General features: G+C 61.6%; 19 protein-coding genes. 10 read left to right on the forward strand and 9 right to left on the reverse strand.

The features are described 5' to 3' along the window. The first annotated feature begins 188 nt into the window (after positions 1-188). The 3 genes from parC to ftsP all read left to right on the forward strand — a co-directional run bounded on the left by parC (position 189) and on the right by ftsP (position 4,991). Positions 189-2,462, forward strand: a complete 2,274-nt coding sequence (parC, locus tag QMZ29_RS20815) for a DNA topoisomerase IV subunit A (protein WP_025304301.1) — start codon at positions 189-191, stop codon at positions 2,460-2,462. Positions 2,463-2,708: 246 nt separating this feature from the next. Then, positions 2,709-3,443 carry a 1-acylglycerol-3-phosphate O-acyltransferase gene (locus tag QMZ29_RS20820; protein ID WP_025304300.1) on the forward strand — a complete coding sequence of 245 codons (735 nt, stop codon included), beginning with the start codon at positions 2,709-2,711 and terminating at the stop codon, positions 3,441-3,443. 132 nt (positions 3,444-3,575) lie between these two features. Beyond that, entirely contained in the window at positions 3,576-4,991 is a 1,416-nt protein-coding gene (ftsP, locus tag QMZ29_RS20825) for a cell division protein FtsP (protein WP_173888582.1), read from the forward strand. Between the two features lie 17 nt (positions 4,992-5,008). On the opposite strand, the gene QMZ29_RS20830 is transcribed toward ftsP, so the two are convergent. Then, complete coding sequence (locus tag QMZ29_RS20830; protein ID WP_043142098.1) at positions 5,009-5,920, reverse strand: LysR family transcriptional regulator; 912 nt, start codon at positions 5,918-5,920, stop codon at positions 5,009-5,011. A 136-nt stretch (positions 5,921-6,056) separates the two neighbouring features. Between QMZ29_RS20830 and xapA the strand changes: the two genes are divergently transcribed. Both xapA and QMZ29_RS20840 read left to right on the forward strand, forming a co-directional pair. Next, the gene (xapA, locus tag QMZ29_RS20835) at positions 6,057-6,878 is read left to right on the forward strand and encodes a xanthosine phosphorylase (protein WP_049204424.1); all 822 of its coding nucleotides are present in this window, start codon (positions 6,057-6,059) and stop codon (positions 6,876-6,878) included. An 81-nt stretch (positions 6,879-6,959) separates the two neighbouring features. After that, a complete protein-coding gene (locus QMZ29_RS20840; RefSeq protein ID WP_261425141.1) occupies positions 6,960-8,210 on the forward strand; it encodes a nucleoside permease in 1,251 nt (416 codons plus the stop codon). A 34-nt stretch (positions 8,211-8,244) separates the two neighbouring features. Here QMZ29_RS20840 and QMZ29_RS20845 read toward each other — a convergent pair whose 3' ends face one another. Continuing rightward, positions 8,245-9,177 carry a PfkB family carbohydrate kinase gene (locus QMZ29_RS20845; protein ID WP_141998979.1) on the reverse strand — a complete coding sequence of 311 codons (933 nt, stop codon included), beginning with the start codon at positions 9,175-9,177 and terminating at the stop codon, positions 8,245-8,247. Next, entirely contained in the window at positions 9,174-10,571 is a 1,398-nt protein-coding gene (locus QMZ29_RS20850) for a purine-cytosine permease family protein (RefSeq protein ID WP_147823214.1), read from the reverse strand. The genes QMZ29_RS20845 and QMZ29_RS20850 overlap by 4 nt, the downstream gene beginning before the upstream one ends. Before the next feature lie 657 nt (positions 10,572-11,228). Between QMZ29_RS20850 and QMZ29_RS20855 the strand changes: the two genes are divergently transcribed. Together QMZ29_RS20855 and QMZ29_RS20860 are read left to right on the forward strand one after the other, a co-directional pair. Beyond that, entirely contained in the window at positions 11,229-11,963 is a 735-nt protein-coding gene (locus QMZ29_RS20855; RefSeq protein WP_043142111.1) for a GntR family transcriptional regulator, read from the forward strand. A gap of 80 nt (positions 11,964-12,043) precedes the next feature. Continuing rightward, positions 12,044-14,212: a YgiQ family radical SAM protein gene (locus QMZ29_RS20860; RefSeq protein ID WP_025304292.1), complete on the forward strand. Its 2,169-nt coding sequence runs from the start codon at positions 12,044-12,046 to the stop codon at positions 14,210-14,212. Positions 14,213-14,275: 63 nt separating this feature from the next. On the opposite strand, the gene QMZ29_RS20865 is transcribed toward QMZ29_RS20860, so the two are convergent. The 3 genes from QMZ29_RS20865 to yqhD all read right to left on the reverse strand — a co-directional run bounded on the left by QMZ29_RS20865 (position 14,276) and on the right by yqhD (position 17,301). Beyond that, positions 14,276-14,881 (reverse strand): transglycosylase SLT domain-containing protein, encoded by a 606-nt coding sequence (locus QMZ29_RS20865; protein ID WP_025304291.1) that lies wholly within the window; start codon positions 14,879-14,881, stop codon positions 14,276-14,278. Between the two features lie 144 nt (positions 14,882-15,025). Continuing rightward, a complete protein-coding gene (gene dkgA / locus QMZ29_RS20870) occupies positions 15,026-15,850 on the reverse strand; it encodes a 2,5-didehydrogluconate reductase DkgA (protein WP_046687817.1) in 825 nt (274 codons plus the stop codon). A 287-nt stretch (positions 15,851-16,137) separates the two neighbouring features. After that, on the reverse strand, positions 16,138-17,301 hold the full coding sequence (gene yqhD / locus QMZ29_RS20875) for an alcohol dehydrogenase (RefSeq protein ID WP_197780847.1): 1,164 nt from the start codon (positions 17,299-17,301) through the stop codon (positions 16,138-16,140). A 226-nt stretch (positions 17,302-17,527) separates the two neighbouring features. On the opposite strand from yqhD, the gene QMZ29_RS20880 reads away from it, so the two are divergent. Then, a complete protein-coding gene (locus QMZ29_RS20880; RefSeq protein ID WP_212637121.1) occupies positions 17,528-18,415 on the forward strand; it encodes an AraC family transcriptional regulator in 888 nt (295 codons plus the stop codon). A 7-nt stretch (positions 18,416-18,422) separates the two neighbouring features. Here the strand turns inward: QMZ29_RS20880 and QMZ29_RS20885 are convergent, their stop codons facing one another. Then, complete coding sequence (locus QMZ29_RS20885) at positions 18,423-19,451, reverse strand: zinc-dependent alcohol dehydrogenase family protein (RefSeq protein WP_169540468.1); 1,029 nt, start codon at positions 19,449-19,451, stop codon at positions 18,423-18,425. 107 nt (positions 19,452-19,558) lie between these two features. Here QMZ29_RS20885 and QMZ29_RS20890 point away from each other — a divergent pair, with 107 nt between their 5' ends. Beyond that, entirely contained in the window at positions 19,559-20,479 is a 921-nt protein-coding gene (locus QMZ29_RS20890; RefSeq protein ID WP_049208379.1) for a LysR family transcriptional regulator, read from the forward strand. Positions 20,480-20,489: 10 nt separating this feature from the next. Here QMZ29_RS20890 and QMZ29_RS20895 read toward each other — a convergent pair whose 3' ends face one another. After that, a complete protein-coding gene (locus QMZ29_RS20895; protein WP_025304285.1) occupies positions 20,490-21,152 on the reverse strand; it encodes a DedA family protein in 663 nt (220 codons plus the stop codon). A 145-nt stretch (positions 21,153-21,297) separates the two neighbouring features. Further along, positions 21,298-22,494, reverse strand: a complete 1,197-nt coding sequence (metC, locus tag QMZ29_RS20900; RefSeq protein WP_060434572.1) for a cystathionine beta-lyase — start codon at positions 22,492-22,494, stop codon at positions 21,298-21,300. A 431-nt stretch (positions 22,495-22,925) separates the two neighbouring features. Between metC and exbB the strand changes: the two genes are divergently transcribed. After that, positions 22,926-23,903 (forward strand): tol-pal system-associated acyl-CoA thioesterase, encoded by a 978-nt coding sequence (exbB, locus tag QMZ29_RS20905; RefSeq protein WP_072269874.1) that lies wholly within the window; start codon positions 22,926-22,928, stop codon positions 23,901-23,903. The last annotated feature ends 1 nt before the right edge of the window (position 23,904 follow it).

Below are 23,904 nucleotides of genomic sequence, written 5' to 3' on the forward strand. Positions count from 1 at the left end.
TCAATAAAGAAGCCGCCAGGTAGCGAAATTTTGCATAAACCGCATCGCGGAATTGGCCGTCGCCGGCGATCCTTGCGCCAACTGTGACAGCTACCCCGCAGATGGGTTACTATCGCGGGCAGAATCGACAAGCGATGCCTTTTGTCGTCCAAGGGATTGCCAAGCCACGGTCTGAGGATAATTGAGTAATGAGTGATCTGACTCATGACGGTGTAGAGCGTTTACCGCTGCACACATTCACTGAAAACGCCTATCTGAACTATTCCATGTACGTCATCATGGATCGGGCGTTGCCGTACATTGGCGACGGTTTGAAGCCGGTACAACGCCGTATCATCTACGCCATGTCTGAGCTGGGGCTGAACAACAGCGCCAAATTCAAGAAATCCGCCCGTACCGTGGGCGACGTGCTGGGTAAATATCACCCGCACGGTGACAGCGCGTGTTATGAAGCCATGGTGCTGATGGCGCAGCCGTTCTCGTATCGCTATCCGCTGGTGGACGGCCAGGGGAACTGGGGGGCGCCGGACGATCCCAAGTCGTTCGCGGCGATGCGTTATACCGAATCGCGCCTGTCCAAATACGCCGAAGTCTTGCTGGCCGAACTGGGCCAGGGCACGGTCGACTGGATCCCGAACTTTGACGGCACGCTGCAAGAGCCGAAGATGCTGCCGGCGCGTCTGCCAAACATCCTGCTGAACGGCACCACCGGCATCGCGGTCGGCATGGCGACCGACATTCCGCCGCACAACGTGCGTGAAGTCGCCGCCGCGGCGGTGGCGCTGCTCGACAAACCGGGCGCCTCGCTCGATGATCTGCTCGAGTTCGTGCAGGGGCCGGACTTCCCGACCGAAGCCGAGATCATCACTCCGCGCGATGAGATTCGCAAAATTTACCAGAGTGGCCGCGGCTCGGTGCGCATGCGCGCCGTGTGGAAGAAAGAGGATGGCAGCGCGGTGATCACCGCCTTGCCGCATCAGGTTTCCGGCGCCAAGGTGCTGGAGCAGATCGCCAGCCAGATGCGCGCCAAGAAGCTGCCGATGGTCGAGGATCTGCGCGATGAATCCGACCACGAAAACCCGACGCGTCTGGTGATCGTGCCGCGTTCCAACCGCATCGATCTGGAGCAGGTGATGAATCACCTGTTCGCTACCACCGATCTGGAACGCAGCTACCGCATCAACATGAACATGATCGGTCTGGACAACCGCCCGCAGGTGAAAGGGCTGGTGGAGATCCTCACCGAATGGCTGGCCTACCGTCGCGATACGGTGCGCCGCCGCCTGAACTACCGCCTCGAGAAAGTGCTCAAGCGTCTGCATATCCTCGAAGGTTTGCTGGTGGCGTTCCTCAACATCGACGAGGTGATCCACATCATCCGCAGCGAGGATGAGCCGAAGCCGGTGCTGATGCAGCGTTTCGGCATCTCCGATACCCAGGCGGAAGCGATCCTCGAGCTGAAACTGCGTCACCTGGCCAAACTGGAAGAGGTCAAGATCCGCGGTGAGCAGGATGAGTTGGCGAAAGAGCGCGATCAGCTGCAGGCGCTGCTGGCGTCCGAGCGCAAGCTGAATACGCTGATCAAGAAAGAGATCCAGGCCGATGCGCAAACCTATGGCGACGATCGCCGTTCACCGCTGACCGAGCGTGCGGAAGCCAAGGCGATGAGCGAGCATGACTTCGTGCCGTCCGAGCCGGTGACCATTGTGCTGTCGGAAATGGGCTGGGTGCGCAGCGCCAAGGGCCACGATATCGATCCTGCCGGGTTGAGCTACAAGGCCGGCGACAGTTTCCGTGGTGCGGCACGCGGCAAGAGCAACCAGCCGGTGGTGTTCATCGATTCTACCGGGCGCAGCTATGCGCTCGATCCGATGACGCTGCCGTCGGCACGCGGGCAGGGCGAGCCGTTGACCGGCAAGCTGACACCGCCGCCGGGCGCCACCATTGAGCAGGTGCTGATGGCGGCCGACGATCAGAAGCTGCTGATGGCGTCCGACGCCGGTTACGGCTTCGTCTGTACCTTCAACGATCTGGTGGCGCGCAACCGCGCCGGCAAGGTGATGATCACGCTGCCGGACAACGCCAGAGCGCTGCCGCCGATGGAAATTCACGGCGCAGACGATATGCTGCTGTCGATCACCGCCGCCGGGCGCATGCTGATGTTCCCGGTCGCCGATCTGCCGCAGCTGTCGAAGGGCAAGGGCAATAAGATCGTCTCCATTCCGGCGGCGCAGGCCGCAGCCGGTGAAGACAAGCTGGCCTGGCTGTTCGTGCTGCCGCCGCAGGCGTCCGTCACGTTGCACGTTGGCAAACGCAAGCTGACGCTGCGCCCGGAAGATCTGCAGAAGTTCCGCGCGGAGCGCGGCCGCAAGGGTACCCAGCTGCCGCGTGGCCTGCAGCGCATCGATCGCGTCGAAGTGGATGCGCCGGTGCGGGCGTCGGGTGGCGACAGCGAAGAGTAAGCGTTGGCGCTAGCGTTAACGGGCGGTCGCAGCATGCTGTGGCCGCCTTATTTATTTTTGCTGGCGTTTATTTTCCAAATAGTTAACATTTCTGCGCATAAAATTATTGTGCGTACTGCCGCCTGGCAGGAAAATAGCGAGAAATGCGGGCGACATGGGCGTGCTTATCGCCCGGCCGGCAAATAATGAGTAAAGGAATCTGCGCAGCGAAGTAAACTGCGTTGGCAGTGTGCTAATGAGGTTGTTATGTTATTGATTTTGCGTGCCGTTCTCGCCACTCTCTTCTGTATTCTGGTGTGTATTTTCGGTTCTATTTATTGCTTGTTCAGCCCGCGCAACCCCCGCCATGTGGCGACCTTCGGCCATCTTTTCGGCCGCCTGTCGACGCTGTTCGGCATCAAGGTTGAAACCCGCGTGCCGGCCGATGCGGCCAACAACGGCAAGTGCATCTATATCGCCAACCACCAAAATAACTACGACATGGTGACGGCTTCTAATATTGTGCAGCCGCGCACCGTGACCGTCGGTAAAAAAAGTCTGGTATGGATCCCGTTTTTCGGCCCGCTGTATTGGCTGACCGGTAATCTGCTGATAGATCGTGATAATCGCGCCAAGGCGCACGGCACCATCGCCCAGGTGGCGGAGCAGTTCAAGAAGAAAGACATTTCTATCTGGATGTTCCCGGAAGGAACCCGCAGCCGTGGCCGTGGGCTGATGCCGTTTAAAACCGGCGCGTTCCACGCGGCCATCGCCGCCGGCGTGCCGATTGTACCGATCTGTGTATCCACCACCAGCGGTAATATAAATCTTAATCGCTGGAATAACGGGCATGTGATCGTCGAGATGTTGGCGCCGGTGGATACCAGCAAATACGGCAAAGAAAACGTGCGCGAGCTGGCGGCCCATTGCCGCGAGCTGATGGAGGCGAAAATCGCCGAATTGGACGCTGAAGTCGCCCAGCGCAACGCCGCCAAAAAATAAGAGTCTACCGGCTTCAAAGAATAAGGTTTTAATTGGCGTTCAGCGCCGTTAACGCCTGAACGCCTGCTAATCTTGATTGGCGGGCGTTTGGGTTTTGCACACGGTTTAGTTATTGCTTTTCATGGAGAAGATATGTCACTCAGTCGACGTCAGTTTTTACAGGCATCGGGCCTGGCGCTGTGCGCGGGCGCCGTGCCGCTGAGGGCTGAAGCGAGCGGAACGCAGATCCCGTTACCCATTCCTCCGCTGCTGGAGTCTCGCCGCGGTCAGCCGCTGTTCCTGACCTTGCAGCGCGCCCACTGGGCGTTTATGGATAACCGCAAAGCGGCGGTGTGGGGCATCAACGGCATGTACCTGGGGCCGACGGTGCGGGTTTACAGCGGTGACGACGTCAAACTGATTTACAGCAACCGTCTGCAGGAGCCGGTGGCGATGACCATCAGCGGTCTGCAGGTGCCGGGCACCCTGATGGGCGGCGCGCCGCGCATGATGTCGCCCAACGTTGACTGGTCGCCGGTGCTGCCCATCCGTCAGGCGGCGGCTACCTGCTGGTACCACGCCAACACCCCAAACCGTATGGCGCCGCACGTTTACAACGGGTTGGCCGGGCTGTGGCTGGTGGAGGATGCCGTCAGCAAAGCGCTGCCGCTGCCCAACCACTATGGCGTCGACGATTTCCCGTTGATCATTCAAGACAAACGCTTCGATAACTTCGGCACGCCACAATACGACGCGCCGTCGCAGGGCGGCTTCGTCGGCGATACGCTGTTGGTTAACGGCGTGCAAAACCCGTATGTCGACGTATCGCGCGGCTGGGTGCGTTTGCGCCTTCTAAATGCCTCCAACGCGCGGCGTTATACCCTGCAGCTCAGCGACGGGCGGCCGTTCAACGTGATCGCCAGCGATCAGGGCTTCTTGCCTGCGCCGGTCGCGGTGCAACAGCTTTCGCTGGCGCCGGGCGAACGCCGGGAAGTGCTGATCGACATGTCGAAGGGCGAGGAGGTGACCATCACCGCCGGTGAAGCGGCGGGCATCATGGATCGCCTGCGCGGCCTGTTCGAGCCGTCGAGCATTCTGGTGTCCACCCAGGTGCTGACGCTGCGCCCGACCGGCCTGCTGCCGCTGGTGACCGACAACCTGCCGATGCGCCTGCTGGCGGATCAGCTGTTGGACGGCAGCGCCAGCCGCACCCGCGATTTCCGCCTGGGCGACGGCGGCGCCGGCATCAACGGCGCGATTTGGGACATGAACCGCATCGACGTACAGGCACAGCAAGGCACCTGGGAACGTTGGAACATTCATGCGGATACGCCGCAGTCGTTCCATATTCAGGGCGTGCAGTTCCTGATCAAACGCGTCAACGGCGCGCAGCCGATGGCGGAAGATCGCGGCTGGAAGGACACCGTCTGGGTCGATGGCGACGTCGAGCTGTTGGTGTATTTCAACCAACCTACCTCCGAACACTTCCCGTTCCTGTATTACAGCCAGACGCTGGAGATGGCCGATCGCGGCACCGCCGGCCAGCTGATGGTGCAGCCGACAATGTAACCCGCTCTGCGGGCCGCTTAGGGCGCCCGCAGCATCTCCAGGAAGGCCTGCACCACCGGCGTGACGCTGTCTGCGCGGTAAACCGCGTACAGATCCGCCGGCGGCGCCTGTTGCAGCGAGCAAAAGCGTACGCCGGGCCACGGAATGCGGCCGTAGCTGTCCGGCAGCAGCGTAATGCCGCAGCCTTCCGCCACCAGCGCCAGCAGGGTTTGCGGCTCGTTAACCTGATAAGCGACGTCCGGCAAAAATCCCTGCTGCAGGCACAGATTGTGCAGATACAGCCCCAGGCTGGCCTCATGCGGCGGCAGCACGATGAAGCTATCGTTCTGCAGCGCCGCCAGCGGAATGTTTTCCTGCTGCGCCAGCGGATGATCAAGCGGCAGCACCACGGCGATGCTTTCGCTTGCCAACCGTTGGCAGGTCAACCCCGGCAGCGTCTGTTGCTGTGCCTCTCGCCAGACCCCGATGTCGATATGCCGCTTTTGCAGCGCGATGATTTGCTGGCTGGGCGTCAGCTCGTTCAACGACCAGGTGACGCCGGCGCTCCGCTCGCTGAATCGCCGCAGCGCCGCGATCAGCCCGCCCCAGGCCGAGGTGCCGACCATACCGACCACCATATGGCCGCCTTCGCCACGCCCCATCTGTTGCACCTGATGCAGCGCGCTGTCGGCCTGATCCAGCAGTCGCTCGACGTTGCGCAGCAGCGTGCGGCCGGCCGGCGTCAGCGTCATGGAGCGGGTGGTGCGTTTGAACAGCACCACCCCGAGTTGGCTTTCCAGATCCTTGATGTGCTTGCTGAGCGGCGGCTGTGACATATTCAGCCGTCGCGCCGCTTGGGTGAAGTTCATCTCTTCCGCCACCACGCGGAAATAGTGCAGCAGGCGGAAGTTAATCCGGCCGGGATCGGGCAGGGCTTGGGGCGGGTTCATCCGGGGTAACGCCTCCTGTGACGCAGCTCAACTTATAGGTAAATGGAATAAATCGGCCGCCAAGAATGTATTGGTCTCGGCCGCGCCTCGCTCTCTACTATGGGGATTATTATCCCCCGCTGAAAGAGAGAATACGATGTTTAATCAAGAAGATGCTTTTACCTGCGCCGATGTCGTCCGCACCCGTTTGCCGGGCTTCCAGCCGAAAGCGGCCTTGATTCTCGGCTCCGGGCTCGGCGCTTTGGCGGAGGTGATGACCGAAACCGTCACCCTCGACTACGCGGAGCTGCCGGGTTTCCCGGTGAGCGGCGTCGCCGGCCACGCCGGGCAACTGGTCGCCGGCAAGCTGGAGGGAGTGCCGGTATTGTGCATGAAAGGGCGCGGTCATTTCTATGAAGGGCGCGGCATGCAGGTGATGACCACCGCGGTGCGCACCTTCAAACTGCTGGGCTGCGAATTCCTGCTGGCGACCAACGCCGCCGGTTCTCTGCGCCGCTCGGTGGCGCCGGGCAGCCTGGTGGCCATTACCGATCACATCAACTTCATGCCGGAGTCGCCGCTGGTCGGCGCCAACGACGAGCGCTTCGGACCGCGTTTCTTCAGCCTGGCGAACGCCTACGATCGCGATCTGCGCGCCCAATTGGCGGCGGTGGCCGAAAGCGCGGGCATCCCGCTGGCGGAAGGGGTATTCGCCGCCTACACCGGGCCGAATTTCGAAACGCCGGCGGAGATCCGCATGATGCAGACCCTGGGCTGCGACGTGGTGGGCATGTCGATCGTGCCGGAAGTCCTGGCGGCGCGCCACTGCGGTCTCAAGGTGTTGGTGGTGTCCGCGATGACCAACTACGCCGAAGGGTTGTCGGACACGCCGCTCTCCCATGAACAAACGCTCAGCTGCGCGGCGCTGGCGGCGGACGATTTCATGCGCCTTATCCGCGAGCTGTTCAAAACGCTGTAAGACCGCAAGCAAACCGGCGGCGGGCTGCAGGGGGCCTGCTGCACCAATCATCGTTGAAAACATAATAACAAGGTGATGGCGATGGCGATAAAAACACGATTAAAAGTCATGATTTTCCTGCAGTTCTTTATTTGGGGCGCCTGGCTGGTGACGCTGGGCTCCTACATGATCAACACGCTGCATTTCAGCGGTATGCAGGTGGGAATGGTTTACAGCGCCAAGGGTATCGCCGCGCTGATCATGCCGGGGCTGGCGGGCATCATCGCCGATCGATGGATGAAGGCCAACTACCTGTATGCGCTTTGCCACCTGTTCGGGGCGCTGGCGCTGTACTGCGCGGCGCAGGTCGAGCAACCGATGCTGATGTTCTGGGTGATGCTGTTCAACGCCATGGTTTATATGCCGACCATCGCGCTCTCCAACGCCATTTCCTATTTTTGCCTCGAAAAGCACGGCTTTGACACGGTGAGGGACTTTCCGCCGGTGCGGGTGTACGGCACGGTGGGGTTCATTCTGGCGATGTGGCTGGTCGGCTTTAGCCAAATTGAGCTCAGCAATCTGCAGCTGTACCTGGCTTCTGCGGCGTCGCTGCTGCTGTCCGCCTATTCGCTGACGCTGCCGCGCTGCCCGACCAACCGCGCGGCCGAGTCGAAGAGCTGGGTGAGCGTGCTGGGGCTGGATGCGCTGGTGCTGTTTCGCCAGCGGCGCATGGCGCTGTTTTTCCTGTTCGCCATGTTGCTTGGCGCGGCGCTGCAGATAACCAATACCTTCGGCAACCCGTTCCTGCACGATCTGTCGCTCAACCCGCTGTATCAGGACAGCCTCAGCGTCCGGTATCCGGCGGTGCTGCTGTCGCTGTCGCAGATCTCCGAAGTGTTCTTTATCCTCACCATTCCCTTCTTCCTGCGCCGTTACGGCATCAAGCAGGTGATGCTGATCAGCATGGCGGCCTGGACACTGCGTTTCCTGTTTCTGGCTTACGGCACGCCGGTCGGCTTTGGTTTCGTGCTGCTGCTGTTGTCGATGATCGTCTACGGCTGCGCCTTCGACTTCTTTAATATCTCCGGCGCCATCTTCGTTGAGAAAGAGGCCGACCACCGCATCCGCGCCAGTGCGCAGGGGCTGTTCATGACCATGGTCAACGGCCTGGGCGCCTATGTAGGGGCGCTCGCCAGCGGCGAAGTGGTGGACTTCTTCAGCCAAGACGGCGTGAAAGACTGGCAGAGCATCTGGCTGGTGTTTGCGCTGTATACACTGGTACTGGGGATTGTGTTCGCGTTGAGCTTCAACTATCGCCACTCGCCGCAGGAGAGCGCGGCGGCGGCGCACTAAGGCAGAAGGCGCCGAGTGACGGCGCCTTGAAACGTCAGGCCTGCGGGAAGCGTTGTTGCAGGTGATGCCGGTCCGGCGGATTGGCGGCGCCGAGGCTGGCCACCACGCAGGCGGCGACCCGGTTGGCCAGATCGACCGCCCGCGGCAGCGGCCAGCCGGCGGACAGCCCCGCCAGCAAACCGGCGCAGTGGGCATCGCCCGCACCGATGGTATCGACCACGTCCACCGGATAGGCGAGAACGTGCAGCGGCGGTGTGCGGCCGTCGCAGATCCACGCGCCGTCGCGATCCAGGCGGCAGATCAGCGTCAGGTTACGGGCGGCGGCATAGCGTTGCGCGGCCTCCACGGCGTCGCCTGCGCCGCACAGCGCGGCCACTTCGTCGCGGTTGAGCGTCAGCAGGGTGTGGCTGTCGCTGAGCATGGCGAAGAAATCTTCGCTGAGCTGGGCGATGCGCGGGCCGGGATCGATCAGACGCGGTTGGTCGAACGGCATGCGCGTCAGCCACTCGCGCAGCGCTTCGCCGTTTTCGCCCGCCAGCTCGTAGCCGCTGGCGTAGATCAGGGTGTGTTCCGTCAGCGGCAGCGTGGCCAGCTGCGCTTTATTCCATTGGCTTTCGCAACCGGAAACCGTGATGAAGGTGCGTTCGCCGTTCGGCTCCACCAGCGCCAGGCACCAGCCGTTGTCCATCTGGCCGTGGCGCAACAGCACCTCCAGCCCCAGTTCGCCCATGGCGGCTTCGACAGCCGCGCCCCATTCGCCGTTGCCAACCGGCATGCCGTTAATCACCGGCACTTCAAGGCGCGTCAGCGCGCGCGCCACGTTGAACGCGCAACCGCCGATTTGCCGCGCCTGCGGCTGGGCTTCGATATCTTCGCCGCTGGTCGGCAGGCGGGGCAGCGTCATCACCAGATCGCCGACCGCGCCCCCAATCACCAGGACAGGTGTTACAGCTTCCCACTCACTCATTGATGTTCTCTGCGTTGGGTCAGGTACAGACCGTAAGCGATCAGACTCACCGCAAACGACACAAACAGCCCCAGGCTGGAATCGGCAAACAAGCCTTTGGCCAGCGGGCCGTCGATAAAACCAGTTTTAGTGACCAGCAGGCCGCACAGGGCGCCGAGGAACCAGCAAAACAGCGGGGCTTTGCGCACGCCGCGGTTCTGGCCATGCAGGCCGTACAAAGCGTTGCCATCATACCCGTGGCGACGGCGCAGGCACAGGTAATCGAGCAGGAAAATCGCCTCCCAGGCCGCCAGGAACACCCCGCAGAACACCAGGAAGGAGATGAACGGCCCCATAAAGTCGCCGGAGATGAACAGCACATACAGGGCGATGCCCAGCACCACGACCGCGTCGATCGATACCGCCAACCACTGTTTGACCTGCACGCCGATGGTCAGCAGATTAAGGCTGGCGGAATACAGGCTGAGCACCGCGATGGTGACGATGCCGGCGGTGGCGGCTAGCAGATAAGGGATCGCCATCCAGGCGGGCAGCACCGAGCCAATCAGCGCGATGGGGTTGGCGGCGCTGGCCAGATCGGGCAGCTGCACGGAAAGCAGAATACCGGCCAGCATCAGCAGCATTAGCGGCAAACAGGCACCGCCCATCACCGCGGCGAAAATGCCTTTGCTCGACGAGCTCGGGCTTTGATAGCGGCTGTAATCGGCGCCGGCGATCGCCCAACTGATGCCGGTGCCGGCGGCGATCACCGATACCGCCGGCAGGAAGCCGGTCAACCAACTGCCGGAAGGCAGCGCCAACACCTGGCTCCACTCGGTGTTGAACAGGATATAGAGCACCACGATCAGCGTCATGGTGCCGAAGATGCGGCTGAACCAGCTTTGCATCCAGACCACGGTATTTTGCCCCAGCAGGCTGACGACGACAGTGAGCCCGCCGAACAGCAGCAGGCTGAGCGCGGTCAGCAGGTGACTGCTCCCCAGTCCGAAGGCCTCGAACAGCGCCGCCAGCGTCAGGGTGCCGGTGATCACGTTGACCGCTTCCCAGCCCATCAGATTGATCCAACTGAACAGGGTGGGCGCCACGTTGCCCTTCAGCCCGAAAATCACTCGCGACAGCGTCAGCGTAGAGGTGCGCCCGCGCTTGCCGGCGAAGCTGGTGAGGCCGACCAGCACGAAGCTGGCGACGCCGACCAGCGCGGCGAGTACCGATTGCAGAAAGGATAAGCCGAAGCCGACGATGATGGCGCCGTACACCACGCCGAGGATGCCGATATTGGCCGCCGACCAGATCCAAAACAGCTCGATGGGCTTGCCGGTCTGCTCCGCGTCCGGCACCCGGTCGATACCGGTGCTTTCTACCTTCCATGCTTCATTGCGATTGATATCGGTCATAGCAAATGATCCCTGTTGCGCAGGGCCGCGAGGGCCGCCGCAGTTGACTGAAAATCGATTCCGTTGGCGCGGTTGAGGCCGGCTATCCCGTTGTTGGGGGACGACGCCGATTCCGCGCAGTGTGTAGCGGCTGAGACCGCCAGGTCTGTCAAAATGAGGGCGGTATCCGCCTTATCGGGTGAGGCACGTCGGCCGCACGGCGCCAATGAGTGTAGCCAAAGAGTGGGTCTGCAGCGGGGGTTGGCGAAGCGGGTACGTTTCTATTTGCCGACATCAGTCCGGTTCGCTCACGCGATAGGATCCTGTGACGCGGCTATGAGCCGTGAGCAAGCTATCCATTAGCTCCGTTGCTTATTATCGGCCGTTTGTGCTGGCAGTATATGCCCGCTGCCGGCCATCAAGGGTATCCTTTAGGGCTGGCAGCGGGTTTTTTATTGTTTTTAAAGTGGGTCCCTGGTGTTGGTGCTATTGATGTATCAACATCAATAAGCACAGATTACGCGCGATCTAGATCCAATGAAAGTCCATTAGGCAAAAATTGTGATGCCACTCTGAAAACATTAGCGATATTTTAGTTAAGGTGAGGGGCTTATCGCTGGACAGGCGATAGGATAAAAATGAAATTCAGACAAATGGCATAAGCAGGAGGGCGGGCGAATGACGGATTTTATGGCCTGGCTGCGTGGCCATCTGGCGCAGGGGGCGGTAGCGCCGCGTTATATTCAGCTGGCGACGGCGATAGAAACTGCAATCAGGCAGCAGGTGTTGGCGGCGGAGGCGTTTTTGCCGCCGGAACGGCAGATGGCGGAAGGCCTGGCGCTGTCGCGCGTCACCGTCAGCAAGGCGATGAAGCTGCTGGAGGAGAAGGGGCTGATTTCGCGGCAGCAGGGCGTTGGTACCCGCGTGGCGATGCACATTGGTTATTCCCTCGATAAGGACAGCGGTTTCACCGCTCAGGCGCTGCGCCACGGCAGCCGCGTCAGCAATCGATGGCTGCTGCGCACCCGGGTCGGCGCGCCGGCCAAGGCCGCGGCGGCGCTGGGGCTGGCGGAGGGAGACGAGGTGATTAAACTGCGGCGGTTGCGCTTGCTGAACGGCAGCCCGGTCTCGCTGGAAACTACCTATATACCGCCGCGCTTCCTGCCAGAACCGGGGCAGCTGGAACATTCGCTGTATGCGCTATGGCAATCGCGCGGCATCGTGCCTGAAGATAAACACTTTCTGTTGAAGGCGGTATCCTGCAGCGACGAGGTTGCCGAACTGCTCAACGTACCGTGCGGCGCGCCGTTGTTGCACATCATCCAGACCAGCCGCAACGCCCGGGGCGAGGCATTGGAGTACAGTGATATCTTGTGCCGCAGCGATGTTTATGAATTCGAGGTGAATGGTTAGCGAAATAACCATGCTCTTTTTGTCACTAGTGCGTATAATCGCCGCCCGGCGATTAATTAACCTGTAAAAAGAGCGGCAGAATGAGCACCACCAGCCTGATCCAACCCGATCGTGAACTGTTTTCCTATAAGCCTTATTGGGCGGAATGTTATGGCACCGCGCCGTTTTTACCGATGTCGCGAGCCGAGATGGATCAACTGGGCTGGGACAGCTGCGACGTGATCATCATCAGCGGCGACGCCTATGTCGACCACCCGAGCTTCGGCATGGCGATCATCGGCCGTATGCTGGAAGCGCAGGGCTTCCGCGTCGGCATCATCGCGCAGCCGGACTGGAGCAACAAAGAAGACTTCATGCGGTTGGGGAAACCGAACCTGTTCTTCGGCATCACCGCCGGCAACATGGACTCGATGATCAACCGCTATACCGCCGATCGCAAACTGCGCCACGACGACGCTTACACCGCCGGCAACGTCGGCGGCAAACGCCCCGATCGCGCCACCCTGGTCTACAGCCAGCGCTGCAAAGAAGCCTATAAAGACGTGCCGATCGTGTTGGGCGGCATCGAAGCCAGTCTGCGCCGCATCGCCCACTACGATTATTGGTCGGATACCGTGCGCCGTTCGGTGCTGGTGGATTCCAAAGCCGACATGCTGATCTACGGAAACGGCGAACGTCCGCTGGTAGAAGTGGCGCACCGTCTGGCCGCCGGCGAGAAGATCGGCGATATCCACGATATTCGCAATACCGCGGTGATGCGCAAAGAAGCGCTGCCGGGCTGGAGCGGCGTGGATTCCACCCGCCTCGACAAGCCGGGCCGCATCGAACCTATCCCGAACCCGTACGGCGAGGATCTGCCGTGCGCCGACGGCGCCAAACCGAAAGAGCCGGAAGCCAAGCCTGTCACGGTGCGCGCCGCCAAGCCGAAGCCGTGGGAGAAGACCTACGTGCTGCTGCCGTCCTTTGAGAAAGTGAAGGGCGACAAGGTGCTGTATGCGCACACCTCGCGCATTTTGCACCATGAAACCAACCCAGGCTGCGCCCGCGCGCTGATGCAGAAACACGGTGACCGCTACGTGTGGATCAACCCGCCGGCGATCCCGCTGACCACGCCGGAGATGGACAGCGTCTTTGCCCTGCCTTATCAGCGTGTGCCGCACCCGTCCTATGGCCAGGATCGCATTCCGGCCTATGACATGATCCGTTTCTCGGTGAACATCATGCGCGGTTGCTACGGCGGCTGTTCGTTCTGTTCGATCACCGAGCATGAAGGGCGCATCATCCAGAGCCGTTCGGAAGATTCGATCGTTCGCGAAATCGAAGAGATCCGCGACAAGGTGCCGGGCTTTACCGGCGTGATCTCCGATCTGGGCGGCCCGACCGCCAACATGTACATGCTGCGCTGCACTAACCCGCGCGCCGAGCAGACCTGCCGCCGCGCCTCGTGCGTGTATCCGGAGATCTGCACTTATATGGACACTAACCACGAGCCGACCATCAAGCTTTACCGCCGCGCGCGTTCGCTGGAGGGCATCAAGAAGATCCTGATCGCCTCTGGGGTACGTTACGATCTGGCGGTGGAAGATCCGCGCTATATCAAGGAACTGGCGACCCACCACGTCGGCGGCTACCTGAAGATCGCGCCGGAGCACACCGAAGAAGGCCCGCTGTCGAAAATGATGAAACCGGGCATGGGCAGCTACGATCGCTTCAAACAGCTGTTTGATCACTATTCGAAGCAGGCGGGCAAAGAGCAGTACCTGATCCCGTACTTCATCTCGTCGCACCCGGGCACCCGCGATGAAGACATGGTGAACCTGGCGCTGTGGCTGAAGAAGAACCGTTTCCGCCTCGATCAGGTGCAGAACTTCTATCCTTCGCCGATGGCCAACTCCACCACCATGTATTACAGCGGCAAAAACCCGCTGAGCAAGGTGGGGTACAAGAGCGAAGACGTGGTGGTGCCGCGCGGCGAGCGCCAGCGTCGCCTGCATAAGGCGCTGCTGCGTTACCACGATCCGGCCAACTGGGCGCTGATCCGCACCGCGCTGGAAGAGATGGGGCTGAAGCACCTGATCGGCAGCCGCCGCGAGTGTCTGGTGCCGGCGCCGAGCATCGACGAGCAGCGCGAGGCGAAACGGCTGCAGCGCCACACCCGGCCGGCGCTGACCAAACATACCGATATTAATCGGCAGCGCACGCCGTCCAACCGGCCGCCGCGCAAGCCGATTCGCAAGGCCAAGCCGTAACGACCACGCCGCGTGCGCAAACAAAAAGGAGAACCCGGGGGTTCTCCTTTTTACTTTAGCTAATTACAACCGTTCGTAAGCGGCTTCCACTTTCATCAAATGGCGCGGCGCCTGCGGTGCGGGATGGTATTTGCGCACGTGCCAGTTAAAGGCTTCTGGCGACAGGTTGTTGATCATCGCGATCGCCTGCTGGCGGTTACTGGAGAAGGTGCGCAGCAGCGCGCCGGTGCCGTTGACGTAGGCGATGATGGTGGCGTAGCGCAGCGTGACGGGATTGGCGATCCCTTTAAGCTGTTGTTTTTGCAAGGTGGCCAGATAGGCGGCGCCGAGATCGATATTGGTGTCGGGATCCCGCAGGTCATCGTCGTCCGGGCAGCCGCGTTTGCCTTTGTAGCGGTAGGCATCGCAGCCGGCGGTATCGGCTTTCAGCTGCATCAGGCCGATCGCATTGGATCTGCTCACTGCGGAAGGGTTGAAGCCGGACTCCACCTGGATCATGGCGGTGATCAGCTTGGCGTCCACGCCGTATTCGCTGGCGGCGTCTTTGATGGCGCTATCGAAGGCGTGGCGATCGTAGCTGACGCGCTGTTTCTTGCCGGCGCAACCCGCCAGCACCAGCATGATGCAAAGCATGCCCAGCCGTGACCCGTGTGAGAAAGAGAATTTCATGGTGCTCCGTGCTTGTCTGTTTTTTTAACGGCGTTAACCGGTGGCCGGAGCCTCCGGCGTCGTCATCATAACGTCAGGCGGCGCAAAGGAGCAATGTGTGGGAAGGAAAAGCCCCCTCCGGCGGGAGAGGGCTTGAGCGTGGGGTTACAGGGTATCCGGATCCGGCCCCAGGCGGTTGCCGACGTCCAGCTTGGCGATCTCGCCCAGTTCGTCCTTATCGAGTTTGAAATCAAATACCTCGAAGTTTTCGCGAATGCGCGACGGCGTGACGGATTTCGGGATCACGATAAGACCGCTGTCCAGGTGCCAGCGCACCACGATTTGCGCCGGGGTTTTCTCGTATTTCTCGGCCAGGGCCTTGATCAGCGGCTGGTCGAATACCCCTTCACCGCCCTGCGCCAGCGGGCTCCAGGATTCGGTGGCGATATGGTGCGTAGCGTTCCAGGCGCGCAGTTGGCGCTGTTGCAGCAGCGGGTGCAGCTCGATCTGGTTGACGACCGGCGCCACGTTGGTTTCATCCAACAGACGCTGCAGGTGCGGCGTATGGAAGTTGCATACGCCGATGCTTTTCACCAGGCCTTGTTCGCGCAGTTTGATCAGCTCGCGCCAGGCGGAGACGTATTGATCCTGCTGTGGGCGCGGCCAGTGGATCAGATACAGATCCACATAGTCCAGCTTGAGCTTTTCCAGACTGGTTTCCAGCGCCGCCAGCGGATCGCCCTGATCGTCGTTCCACAGTTTGGTGGTGATGAACAGGTCGCTGCGCGGCAGCGCGCTGGACTGCAGCGCGGCGCCGACGCCTTCCTCGTTCTTGTAGATCGCGGCGGTGTCGATGGAGCGGTAACCGATCTCCAGTGCTTTGCTGACCGCGTGGGTGGTCTCTTCAATACTCGCCTGCCAAACGCCGAGACCCAACTGCGGCATCAGATTACCATCGTGGAGTTTGATGATGGGTTGTTGCGTTGTCATGCGCATCTCCTTGTGTACGGATTGCGGCGCCTGCGGCACCGAAACGGCTATAGATAAATTCTAGTTGGCAAAATGGGCGGTTGCCGGGTTTGCCAGCCTAATTTCAGCGGTGGCGGGAGGGCGATTCTCTCCCCGCTCTCCCTGCGAATGAGCGGTAAGACGAATGGTGCGAAACGATCGGCGGCGCGCTGAGGCGCCCGACGGCGCCCGGCGATCGGCCAGGCGCCGGATGCGGCGAAAAATGGCTGACGGAGACTAAAGCCTAGCAAAAAATCGCCGTTTTGCGATTAACGCGCCGCTTCATAAATGCGGCGGCTGACGTCCAGGGTGATGTCCTGATGCTCGCCCAGGGCGGTCATGCCGTGCTGATGCAGCTTGTCGAGCAACGCCGGAATGCTGCTGCCGTCGAGCTGATAATCCGCCATGCGGGTCGGTACGCCCATCTGTTCGAAGAAGGCGCGGGTGGCGGCGATGGCGCCGTCGATGCGGCTGTCTTCGCTGCCTTCGCGCAGGTCCCAGATGCGGTCAGCGTACTGCAGCAGTTTTTCGCGCTTCTGCGCTTTCTTCTCGTGCAGCAGCGCCGGTAGCACGATGGCCAGCGTTTGTGCGTGGTCGAGATCGTGCATGGCGGTCAGTTCATGGCCCAGCATGTGGGTCGCCCAGTCCTGCGGCACCCCGGCGCCGATCAGGCCGTTCAGCGCCATGGTAGCGCTCCACATCACGTTGGCGCGCACCGCATAGTTTTCCGGCTCGGCCAGCGCGCGCGGGCCGTCTTCCAGCAGGGTCAGCAGCAGACCTTCGGCGAAGCGATCCTGCACCTTGGCGTCGACCGGGTAGGTCAGATACTGCTCCAGGGTGTGTACGAAGGCGTCGACCACGCCGTTGGCTACCTGGCGCGGCGGCAGCGAGTAGGTCACGACCGGATCCAGCACGGCAAAGCGCGGCTGCACCAGCGGCGAGAAGAAGTGCTGCTTGTCGCCGCTGCTTTTACGGGTGATCACCGCGCCGCTGTTGGATTCGGAACCGGTGGCCGGCAGCGTCAGCACGCAGCCCATCGGCACCGCGTCGGCGATGTGGCTGCCGACGGTCTGCAGAATATGCCAGGCATCGCTGTCGGCCGTATAACGGGCCGCGGCGGCGATGAACTTGGTACCGTCAACCACCGAACCGCCGCCGACCGCCAGCAGGAAATCGATGTTTTCCGCCTTCACCACTTCGACCGCTTTCATCAGCGTTTCATAGGTCGGGTTCGGCTCGATGCCGGAGAACTCCCGCACGTCACGGCCGGCCAGCGCGCTGTACACCTGATCCAGCACGCCGTTTTTCTTCACGCTGCCGCCACCGTAGGTGATCAGGATGCGTGCGTCCGCCGGGATCTGGCCGGCCACGTCGGCAATCTGTTCCTTGCCGAACAGGATTTTGGTTGGGGTATGCAGAATAAAGTTTTGCATGGTTGATTTCTCTCTTTCTGTCAGGCGGGCGCCAACGCGGCGCAAAGGTTGCTGGCCCGTATTGTCAGGAACCTGGCGGCAACGCACAATGCACATTCCTGTCTGGTTCTTGCCTATTTCTACAACTGACTGTAGAAATGGAGAGTTTTAAATTATGATTTATGCCGAATCGTTCTGACTGTAAGAGGGTGTTTCCGTGACTGAAATCGATGCGCTGCGCAGCCGCATGGCGCGCCAGGCGATGGCTATCGCCACCGGCAATGGCTACACGTCCTCACCGGTGCCGCGGGTGAAGATCCTGTATGTCGATCGCCACTGCCCGCGCCAACCGGTGATGTACGAACCGGGGATCGTCATCATCTTTCAGGGGCACAAGGTCGGCTATTGCGGCAACAAGGTGTTCCAATACGATCCGCGCAACTACCTGCTGATGACGGTGCCGCTGCCGTTCGAGTGCGAAACCTTCGCCAGCCCGGAGTTGCCGCTGGTGGGGTTGGCGGTCAATATCGATACCCAAATGCTGCAGGATTTGCTGATCGACATCGGCGACGACGACTACCTGATGCAGCCGCGGGCGGAGAGCAACGGGGTAAATCTGGCCGAGCTGACGGAAGCGCTGCTGTGTGCCACTGAACGCCTGCTGGACGTGATGGCCAAGCCACTCGACGCCCGGGTGCTGGGGCCGCAGATCGTGCGCGAGATCCTCTACTATGTGCTGCGCGGCACCTGCGGTGCGTCGCTGCAGGAGCTGGTTAATCGACATACCCACTTCAGCCAGATCGCCAAGGCGCTGCGGCGCATAGAAAATCAGTATGCCGACAATCTCAACGTCGAGCAGTTGGCCAGCGAGGTCAACATGAGCGTGTCGGCGTTTCACCATAACTTCAAGGCGGTGACCAACACCTCTCCGCTGCAGTACGTGAAATCGTACCGGCTGCATAAGGCGCGCCTGTTGATGGTGCATGACGGTCTGAAGGCCAGCACGGCGGCGATCCGCGTCGGTTACGAGAGCGCGTCGCAGTTCAGTCGTGAATTCAAACGGCTGTTCGGCATGACGCCGAGCGATGAAGTCGCCCGGCTGCGCGATGCCAATCCGCTGCTGCTGGAGGGCTGAGCCGCGTTTACGGGGTCAGAACGATCTTGCCGAACGGCCCGCGATCGAGATGATCCAACGCCTGCGGCAGCTGGTCGAAGCGGTATACCTGATCGATCACCGGCTGCAGGTTGACGGCGTCCACGGCGCGCACCAGATCTTCCAGCGCGCGGCGATGGCCGACGCCGATGCCCTGGATCTGCGCCGATTTCAGCAGCAGCAGGCCGGCGGGCGCGGAAATCTCGGCGCCCGCCAGCACGCCGATCACCGAGATGCGGCCGCCCACCGCCACGGCGCGTACTGAGTTGCCGAGATTCGGGCCGCCGACGGTGTCGATCACATGGTCGATGCCGCGATCCTGCGTCAGCGCATAAACCGCCTCCACCCAATCGCCATTCAGCCGGTTGATGCCGTGACTGGCGCCCAGTGCCCGGGCGCGCGCCAGCTTTTCATCGCTGCCGGAGGTCACGTACACCTCGGCGCCGTGCGCTTTGGCGATCTGCAGCGCGAACAGCGCCACGCCACCGGTGCCTTGCACCAGCACCGTCTCGCCGGCATGCAGTTTGCCTTGCTCTACCAGCGCGAACCAGGCGGTCAGCCCGGCGCACGGCAGGGTGCTGGCCTGCGCGTCGTCCAGCGACGTCGGCGCCGCCACCAGCCAGTCTTCATGCAAAATCACGTATTCCGCCAGTACGCCCTGGTAGAAGCCGCCAAGGGTGTGGTAAGGCACCTGGCGCGCATCGCCGTACGGTTTTTGCCGGCCGTCGAGCCAGCCGGGGCTGAAGGTAGAGATGACCCGGGCGCCGGGTTGGAACCGGCTGACGCCGGGCCCGACGGCGTTGACCTCGCCGGCCATGTCAGAGGCGGGGGTGAACGACTGCGGCAGCGTCAGCCCCATGCCGCTTTCAATCATCATTTTGTCGCGGTAGTTGAGCGCTACCGCCTTCACTTTCACTCTGATTTCGTGTGGCCCCGGCTGCGGAACCGCTTCGGTGGTCAGCTGCAGGTGTTCACGCCCCAGGGTATCCATCGTCCAGCGTTGCATCGTGTCGGTCATGATGTTCTCCAAAGTCAGCGATTAACGACCTGTCGATAATATCGTTGATAGAGGTTCGCCAGTGGCGATAAGATTTACGCAGATTGTTTCTTTCAGGGCGACAAATCATGAGCGATCGATTGAGCGGCATTTCGGTATTCGTCACCGCCGTGGAGGCGGGCAGTTTTGCGTTGGCGGCCAGTCGGTTGCACCTGTCGCGTTCGGCGGTAGGGAAAACCATAGCCCGGCTGGAACAGCGGCTGGGCGTGCGGCTGTTTCATCGCACCACCCGCAGCCAGAGCCTGACCGACGACGGTGCGTTGTTCTATGAGCGCTGCCTGCGGGCGCTGGAGGAGATCCGCAGCGCGGAAACGTTGCTGGAGTCGGGCAAGCGGCAGGTCAGCGGCCGGCTGCGGGTGTCGATGCCGGTGCTGTTTGGCCGCATGTGTATTGCGCCGTTGCTGACCGATCTGACGCGTGAGCACCCTGGCCTGGAGCTGGAGCTGTCATTCAGCGATCGGGTGGTGGATCTGATTGAGGACGGTTTCGATATGGCGATCCGTAACGGCACGCTGGCCAACAGCAGCGGGCTGGTGGCGCGTCGTATCGGCGATCACCGCATGACGCTGTGCGCCTCGCCGGCCTATCTGCAGCGGTGCGGCGAACCGCACAGCATTGAGCAACTGGCTCAGCACGAGGCGGTGACCTATATACGCGCCGGCGCGCGGCGCAGCTGGCGGGTGCTGGACGAGAACGGCAAACCGCAGGACGTGATGCCGAATAACCGGTTGCAGATGGACGATTTGCAGGCGATTGCGGATGCAGCGACGGCGGGTTTCGGCATCGCCTGGCTGCCGTGCTGGCTGGTGCGTGAGCAGCTGTTGAGCGGGGCGCTGGTGCGCTTACTGCGCGATCGGCCCGGCGCCGCCTTTGATGCGCATGCGGTATGGCCACACACGCCCCACCTGCCGCTGAAGGTGCGGCTGGCGGTGGATACGCTGGTGAGCAAGTTGCCCGCCAGTCTGGCGTTGGTTGAGAAGGCGCTGTAGTGCGCCTGGATCAGGAGGAGGAGGCGCGCTTTTTACGCCAGATCACCAGCATGGCGCCCAGCAGGCCGACGAACAGCAGCAACAGCGGCAGCAGCATCAGGCCGGTCATCACCTGGCTTTCGTAGCGTTTCACCAGAGGGATTTGGCTGAACGCGTAGCCGAGGCCGACCAGCGCGCAGACCCAGATCGCCGCACTCAGCCAGTTGAACACCTGGAAGCGCGAACTGTTGAGCCCGGAAATGCCGGCCATGGTCGGCAGCAGCGTGCGCACGAAGCCGAGGAAACGGCCGATCAGCAGCGCCGTCAGCCCGTGGCGATTGAACAGGTTATGAGCGCGCTGGTGATATTGCGCCGGCAATTGCAGCAGCCAGCCTTTCACCAGGCCGGTGTGGCCCAGCCAGCGGCCCTGGATATAGCTCAGCCAACAGCCGAGGCCGGCGGCGGCGGTCAGAATCAACAGGGTGGGGGCAAAGCCCATCACGCCTTTGGCGATCAGCGCACCCGACAGCAGCAGCAGGCTGTCGCCGGGGAGGAAGGAGGCGGGCAGCAGTCCGTTTTCCAAAAACAGGGTGGTGAAAAGCACGGCATAAACCACCCAAATCACGCTAGGATCGGCGAGGGCGATAAAGTCCTGCTGCCAAAGCGCATGAATAATCTCTCGTAATACATCCATTTTATGTCCTGTTGCATGCCGGTTGCGCCCGGGGTCACGTTCTCCAGGATGCGGCGGTTACCGTATCTGACAGTTATCCGGTTAGTGTACCGCTAATAGCTTAAGCCGACATTAAACGAGACGAAGAAAATTACCGGAATCCGCCTTAGCGCACGCCGTTGAGGCGATCGAAACCGGCCGCCAGATCGGCGATCAGGTCTTCGACGTTCTCCAGGCCGATGTGTATGCGCACCAGCGTGCCGGAGAAATCGACCCCGCCCGCCGGACGGATGGCTTCCAGCTCTTCCGGCTGATTGGCCAGGATCAGCGACTCGAAGCCGCCCCAGGAGTAGGCCATGCTGAAGTGGCTGAAGTTGTCCAGGTAAGCGGCCAGCTGTGCATCATCCAGCCGCTCTTTCAGCACAAAGGAGAACAGCCCGTTGCAGCCGCTGAAGTCGCGGCGGTAGAACTCGTGGCCCTTGCAGCTGGGCAGGGCCGGGTGATTGACCGTCGCCACCTCCGGTCGTGCCGCCAGCCAGTTGGCGACTTCGATGCTGCTGCGCTCGTGCTGTTTCAGGCGCACGCTCAGGGTTCGCAGGCCGCGGCTCGCCATGTAGGCGGTGTCGGCATCCACCATCTGCCCCATCAAATAGGAGTATTCGCGCAGCCGATCCCAACAGCGCGCGTTAGCGACGGCGGTGCCGAGCATGTAATCGGAATGGCCGATCAGGTATTTGGTGCCGGCCTGAATGGAAATGTCGATGTCGAAATCCAACGCCTTGAACAGCACGCCTGCCGCCCAGGTATTGTCGATCATGATCACCACCTCCGGCGCCACGGCGCGAATGGCCTGCACCATCGCCGGAATATCCTGCACTTCCAGGGTGATGGAGCCGGGGGATTCCAGGAACACCACGCGGGTATTGGGTTGGATCAGCGTGGCGATGTCGGCGCCGATCAGCGGATCGAAATAGGTGGTGCTGACGTTCATGCGGCCGAGGATGTGGGTGCAGAAATCCTGAGTCGGTTCGTACGCCGAACCGGTGACCAGCAGGTGATCGCCGGCGCCGACGAACGACAGGATCGCATTGGCCACCGCCGCCGCGCCGCAGGGGTACAGCACGCAGCCGGCGCCGCCCTCCAGCTCGACCATCGCATCCTGCAGGGCGAAGTGGGTCAGCGTGCCGCGTCGGCCGTAAAACAGCTCGCCATGGGCGCGTTGCGCAGTGGCGTGCTTTTTGGCGGCGACGGAGTCGAAGACCAAAGAGGAGGCGCGTTGCGTAACGGGATTGACGGAGCCCTGGGTGTAGCGTTTGCCGCGGCCGGCGCCGATCAGCGTGGTTTCGATGTGTTTTGACGTCATGGTACCTGGCTCACCTCTGGTTGCTCTGCACGTGCCCGTTTACGATAGCCCTTACGTTAGCATGAGTTGATATAGCCATCCAGACGTTTTAACTTCTGGATATAGAAACGGCTATAATTGGCTGTCAGCGGCGCATTTCTCGCCTCATCCTTCTGCCGAGCGGCGAGAGAGAAGCCCATTCATCGGTCGAGACGTCGTTCGGCAGGGTGGTCTTGTTGCACCGTTGTGGGAGAAAAGTAACGAAATAACCCCATAAAAGGAGCGTTTGGCGGTGAACGGGCGCGGATTGGCGCTTTGCCGCGGGGCTGGCTAAAATTTTCGCGTTTATTTGGTAAATAATAATGAGAACTACTATCAATCCCCGGTTGGTTTGATATGATCGCACGCTGAATTATTCCTTAATTTTGATCGGTAATGGGTGGAGGCACAGCGTGAAAACGGCTGGCAAGAATTTAAATCAAGGATCGTTCGGCCAGGGCCGGGCGCAGTGGGGCAAGGCCTTTGGCCGCAGCCTGATGGCTTCTATGGTGCTGGTCGTGGGGCTGGCCGGCAGCGCGCAGGCAGCGCCGGCGGCCAATCCGGCCGTTACCGAAAGCGTTGCGCCGACCACCGCGCCGGCACCTGCAGCCGCCGCGCCGGAGAGCATCACGCCGGTGAACCCGGCACCGACGATCCAGCCACCGGAAACCCGCGGCATGGACCTGTCCATTTGGGGCATGTACCAGCACGCCGACGCGGTGGTGAAAGCGGTGATGATCGGCCTGGTGCTGGCGTCTATCGTGACCTGGACCATTCTGTTCGCCAAAGGCAGCGAACTGCTGCGTGCCAAGCGCCGTCTGCGCCGCGAGCAGCTGGCGCTGGCCGAAGCGCGTTCGCTGGATGAGGCTTCCGAGCTGGCGCAAAACTTCTCCCCGGAGAGCGTCAGTGCGGTACTGCTGAACGATGCGCAAAATGAGCTGGAGTTGTCTGCGGAATCCAATGACAACAACGGCATCAAAGAACGTACCGGTTTCCGCCTCGAGCGCCGCGTGGCGGCCTACAGCCGCAACATGGGCCGCGGCAACGGCTTCCTCGCCACCATCGGCGCCATCTCGCCGTTCGTCGGCCTGTTCGGTACCGTCTGGGGCATCATGAACAGCTTTATCGGCATCGCTCACTCGCAGACCACCAACCTGGCGGTCGTGGCGCCGGGTATCGCAGAGGCGCTGCTGGCGACCGCGATGGGCCTGGTAGCGGCAATCCCTGCGGTCGTTATCTACAACATCTTCGCCCGCGTCATCAGCGGCCATCGCGCCCAGGTGGGCGACGTGGCGGCGCAGGTCTTGCTGCTGCAGGGCCGCGATCTGGATCTGGCCGCAACGGCGGAAGCCAAGCGCTCACAACACGCACACCAACTGCGGGCGGGGTGAG

The sequence above is a fragment of the Serratia sp. PF-27 genome, from assembly GCF_030053255.1.
GTDB lineage: Bacteria > Pseudomonadota > Gammaproteobacteria > Enterobacterales > Enterobacteriaceae > Serratia > Serratia bockelmannii.

Bases quoted from the DNA above. Each gene is read 5' to 3' on its own strand.
- QMZ29_RS20880 (WP_212637121.1), top strand. From the start codon at position 17,528: ATGGCGCGCCAGGCGATGGCTATCGCCACCGGCAATGGCTACACGTCC.
- dkgA (WP_046687817.1), bottom strand. From the start codon at position 15,850: ATGACAACGCAACAACCCATCATCAAACTCCACGATGGTAATCTGATG.
- QMZ29_RS20845 (WP_141998979.1), bottom strand. From the start codon at position 9,177: ATGAGTGAGTGGGAAGCTGTAACACCTGTCCTGGTGATTGGGGGCGCG.
- QMZ29_RS20830 (WP_043142098.1), bottom strand. From the start codon at position 5,920: ATGAACCCGCCCCAAGCCCTGCCCGATCCCGGCCGGATTAACTTCCGC.
- QMZ29_RS20895 (WP_025304285.1), bottom strand. From the start codon at position 21,152: ATGGATGTATTACGAGAGATTATTCATGCGCTTTGGCAGCAGGACTTT.
- QMZ29_RS20840 (WP_261425141.1), top strand. From the start codon at position 6,960: ATGGCGATAAAAACACGATTAAAAGTCATGATTTTCCTGCAGTTCTTT.
- QMZ29_RS20855 (WP_043142111.1), top strand. From the start codon at position 11,229: ATGACGGATTTTATGGCCTGGCTGCGTGGCCATCTGGCGCAGGGGGCG.
- yqhD (WP_197780847.1), bottom strand. From the start codon at position 17,301: ATGCAAAACTTTATTCTGCATACCCCAACCAAAATCCTGTTCGGCAAG.
- ftsP (WP_173888582.1), top strand. From the start codon at position 3,576: ATGTCACTCAGTCGACGTCAGTTTTTACAGGCATCGGGCCTGGCGCTG.
- QMZ29_RS20850 (WP_147823214.1), bottom strand. From the start codon at position 10,571: ATGACCGATATCAATCGCAATGAAGCATGGAAGGTAGAAAGCACCGGT.
- metC (WP_060434572.1), bottom strand. From the start codon at position 22,494: ATGACGTCAAAACACATCGAAACCACGCTGATCGGCGCCGGCCGCGGC.
- QMZ29_RS20885 (WP_169540468.1), bottom strand. From the start codon at position 19,451: ATGACCGACACGATGCAACGCTGGACGATGGATACCCTGGGGCGTGAA.
- QMZ29_RS20890 (WP_049208379.1), top strand. From the start codon at position 19,559: ATGAGCGATCGATTGAGCGGCATTTCGGTATTCGTCACCGCCGTGGAG.
- parC (WP_025304301.1), top strand. From the start codon at position 189: ATGAGTGATCTGACTCATGACGGTGTAGAGCGTTTACCGCTGCACACA.
- xapA (WP_049204424.1), top strand. From the start codon at position 6,057: ATGTTTAATCAAGAAGATGCTTTTACCTGCGCCGATGTCGTCCGCACC.
- QMZ29_RS20865 (WP_025304291.1), bottom strand. From the start codon at position 14,881: ATGAAATTCTCTTTCTCACACGGGTCACGGCTGGGCATGCTTTGCATC.
- QMZ29_RS20860 (WP_025304292.1), top strand. From the start codon at position 12,044: ATGAGCACCACCAGCCTGATCCAACCCGATCGTGAACTGTTTTCCTAT.
- QMZ29_RS20820 (WP_025304300.1), top strand. From the start codon at position 2,709: ATGTTATTGATTTTGCGTGCCGTTCTCGCCACTCTCTTCTGTATTCTG.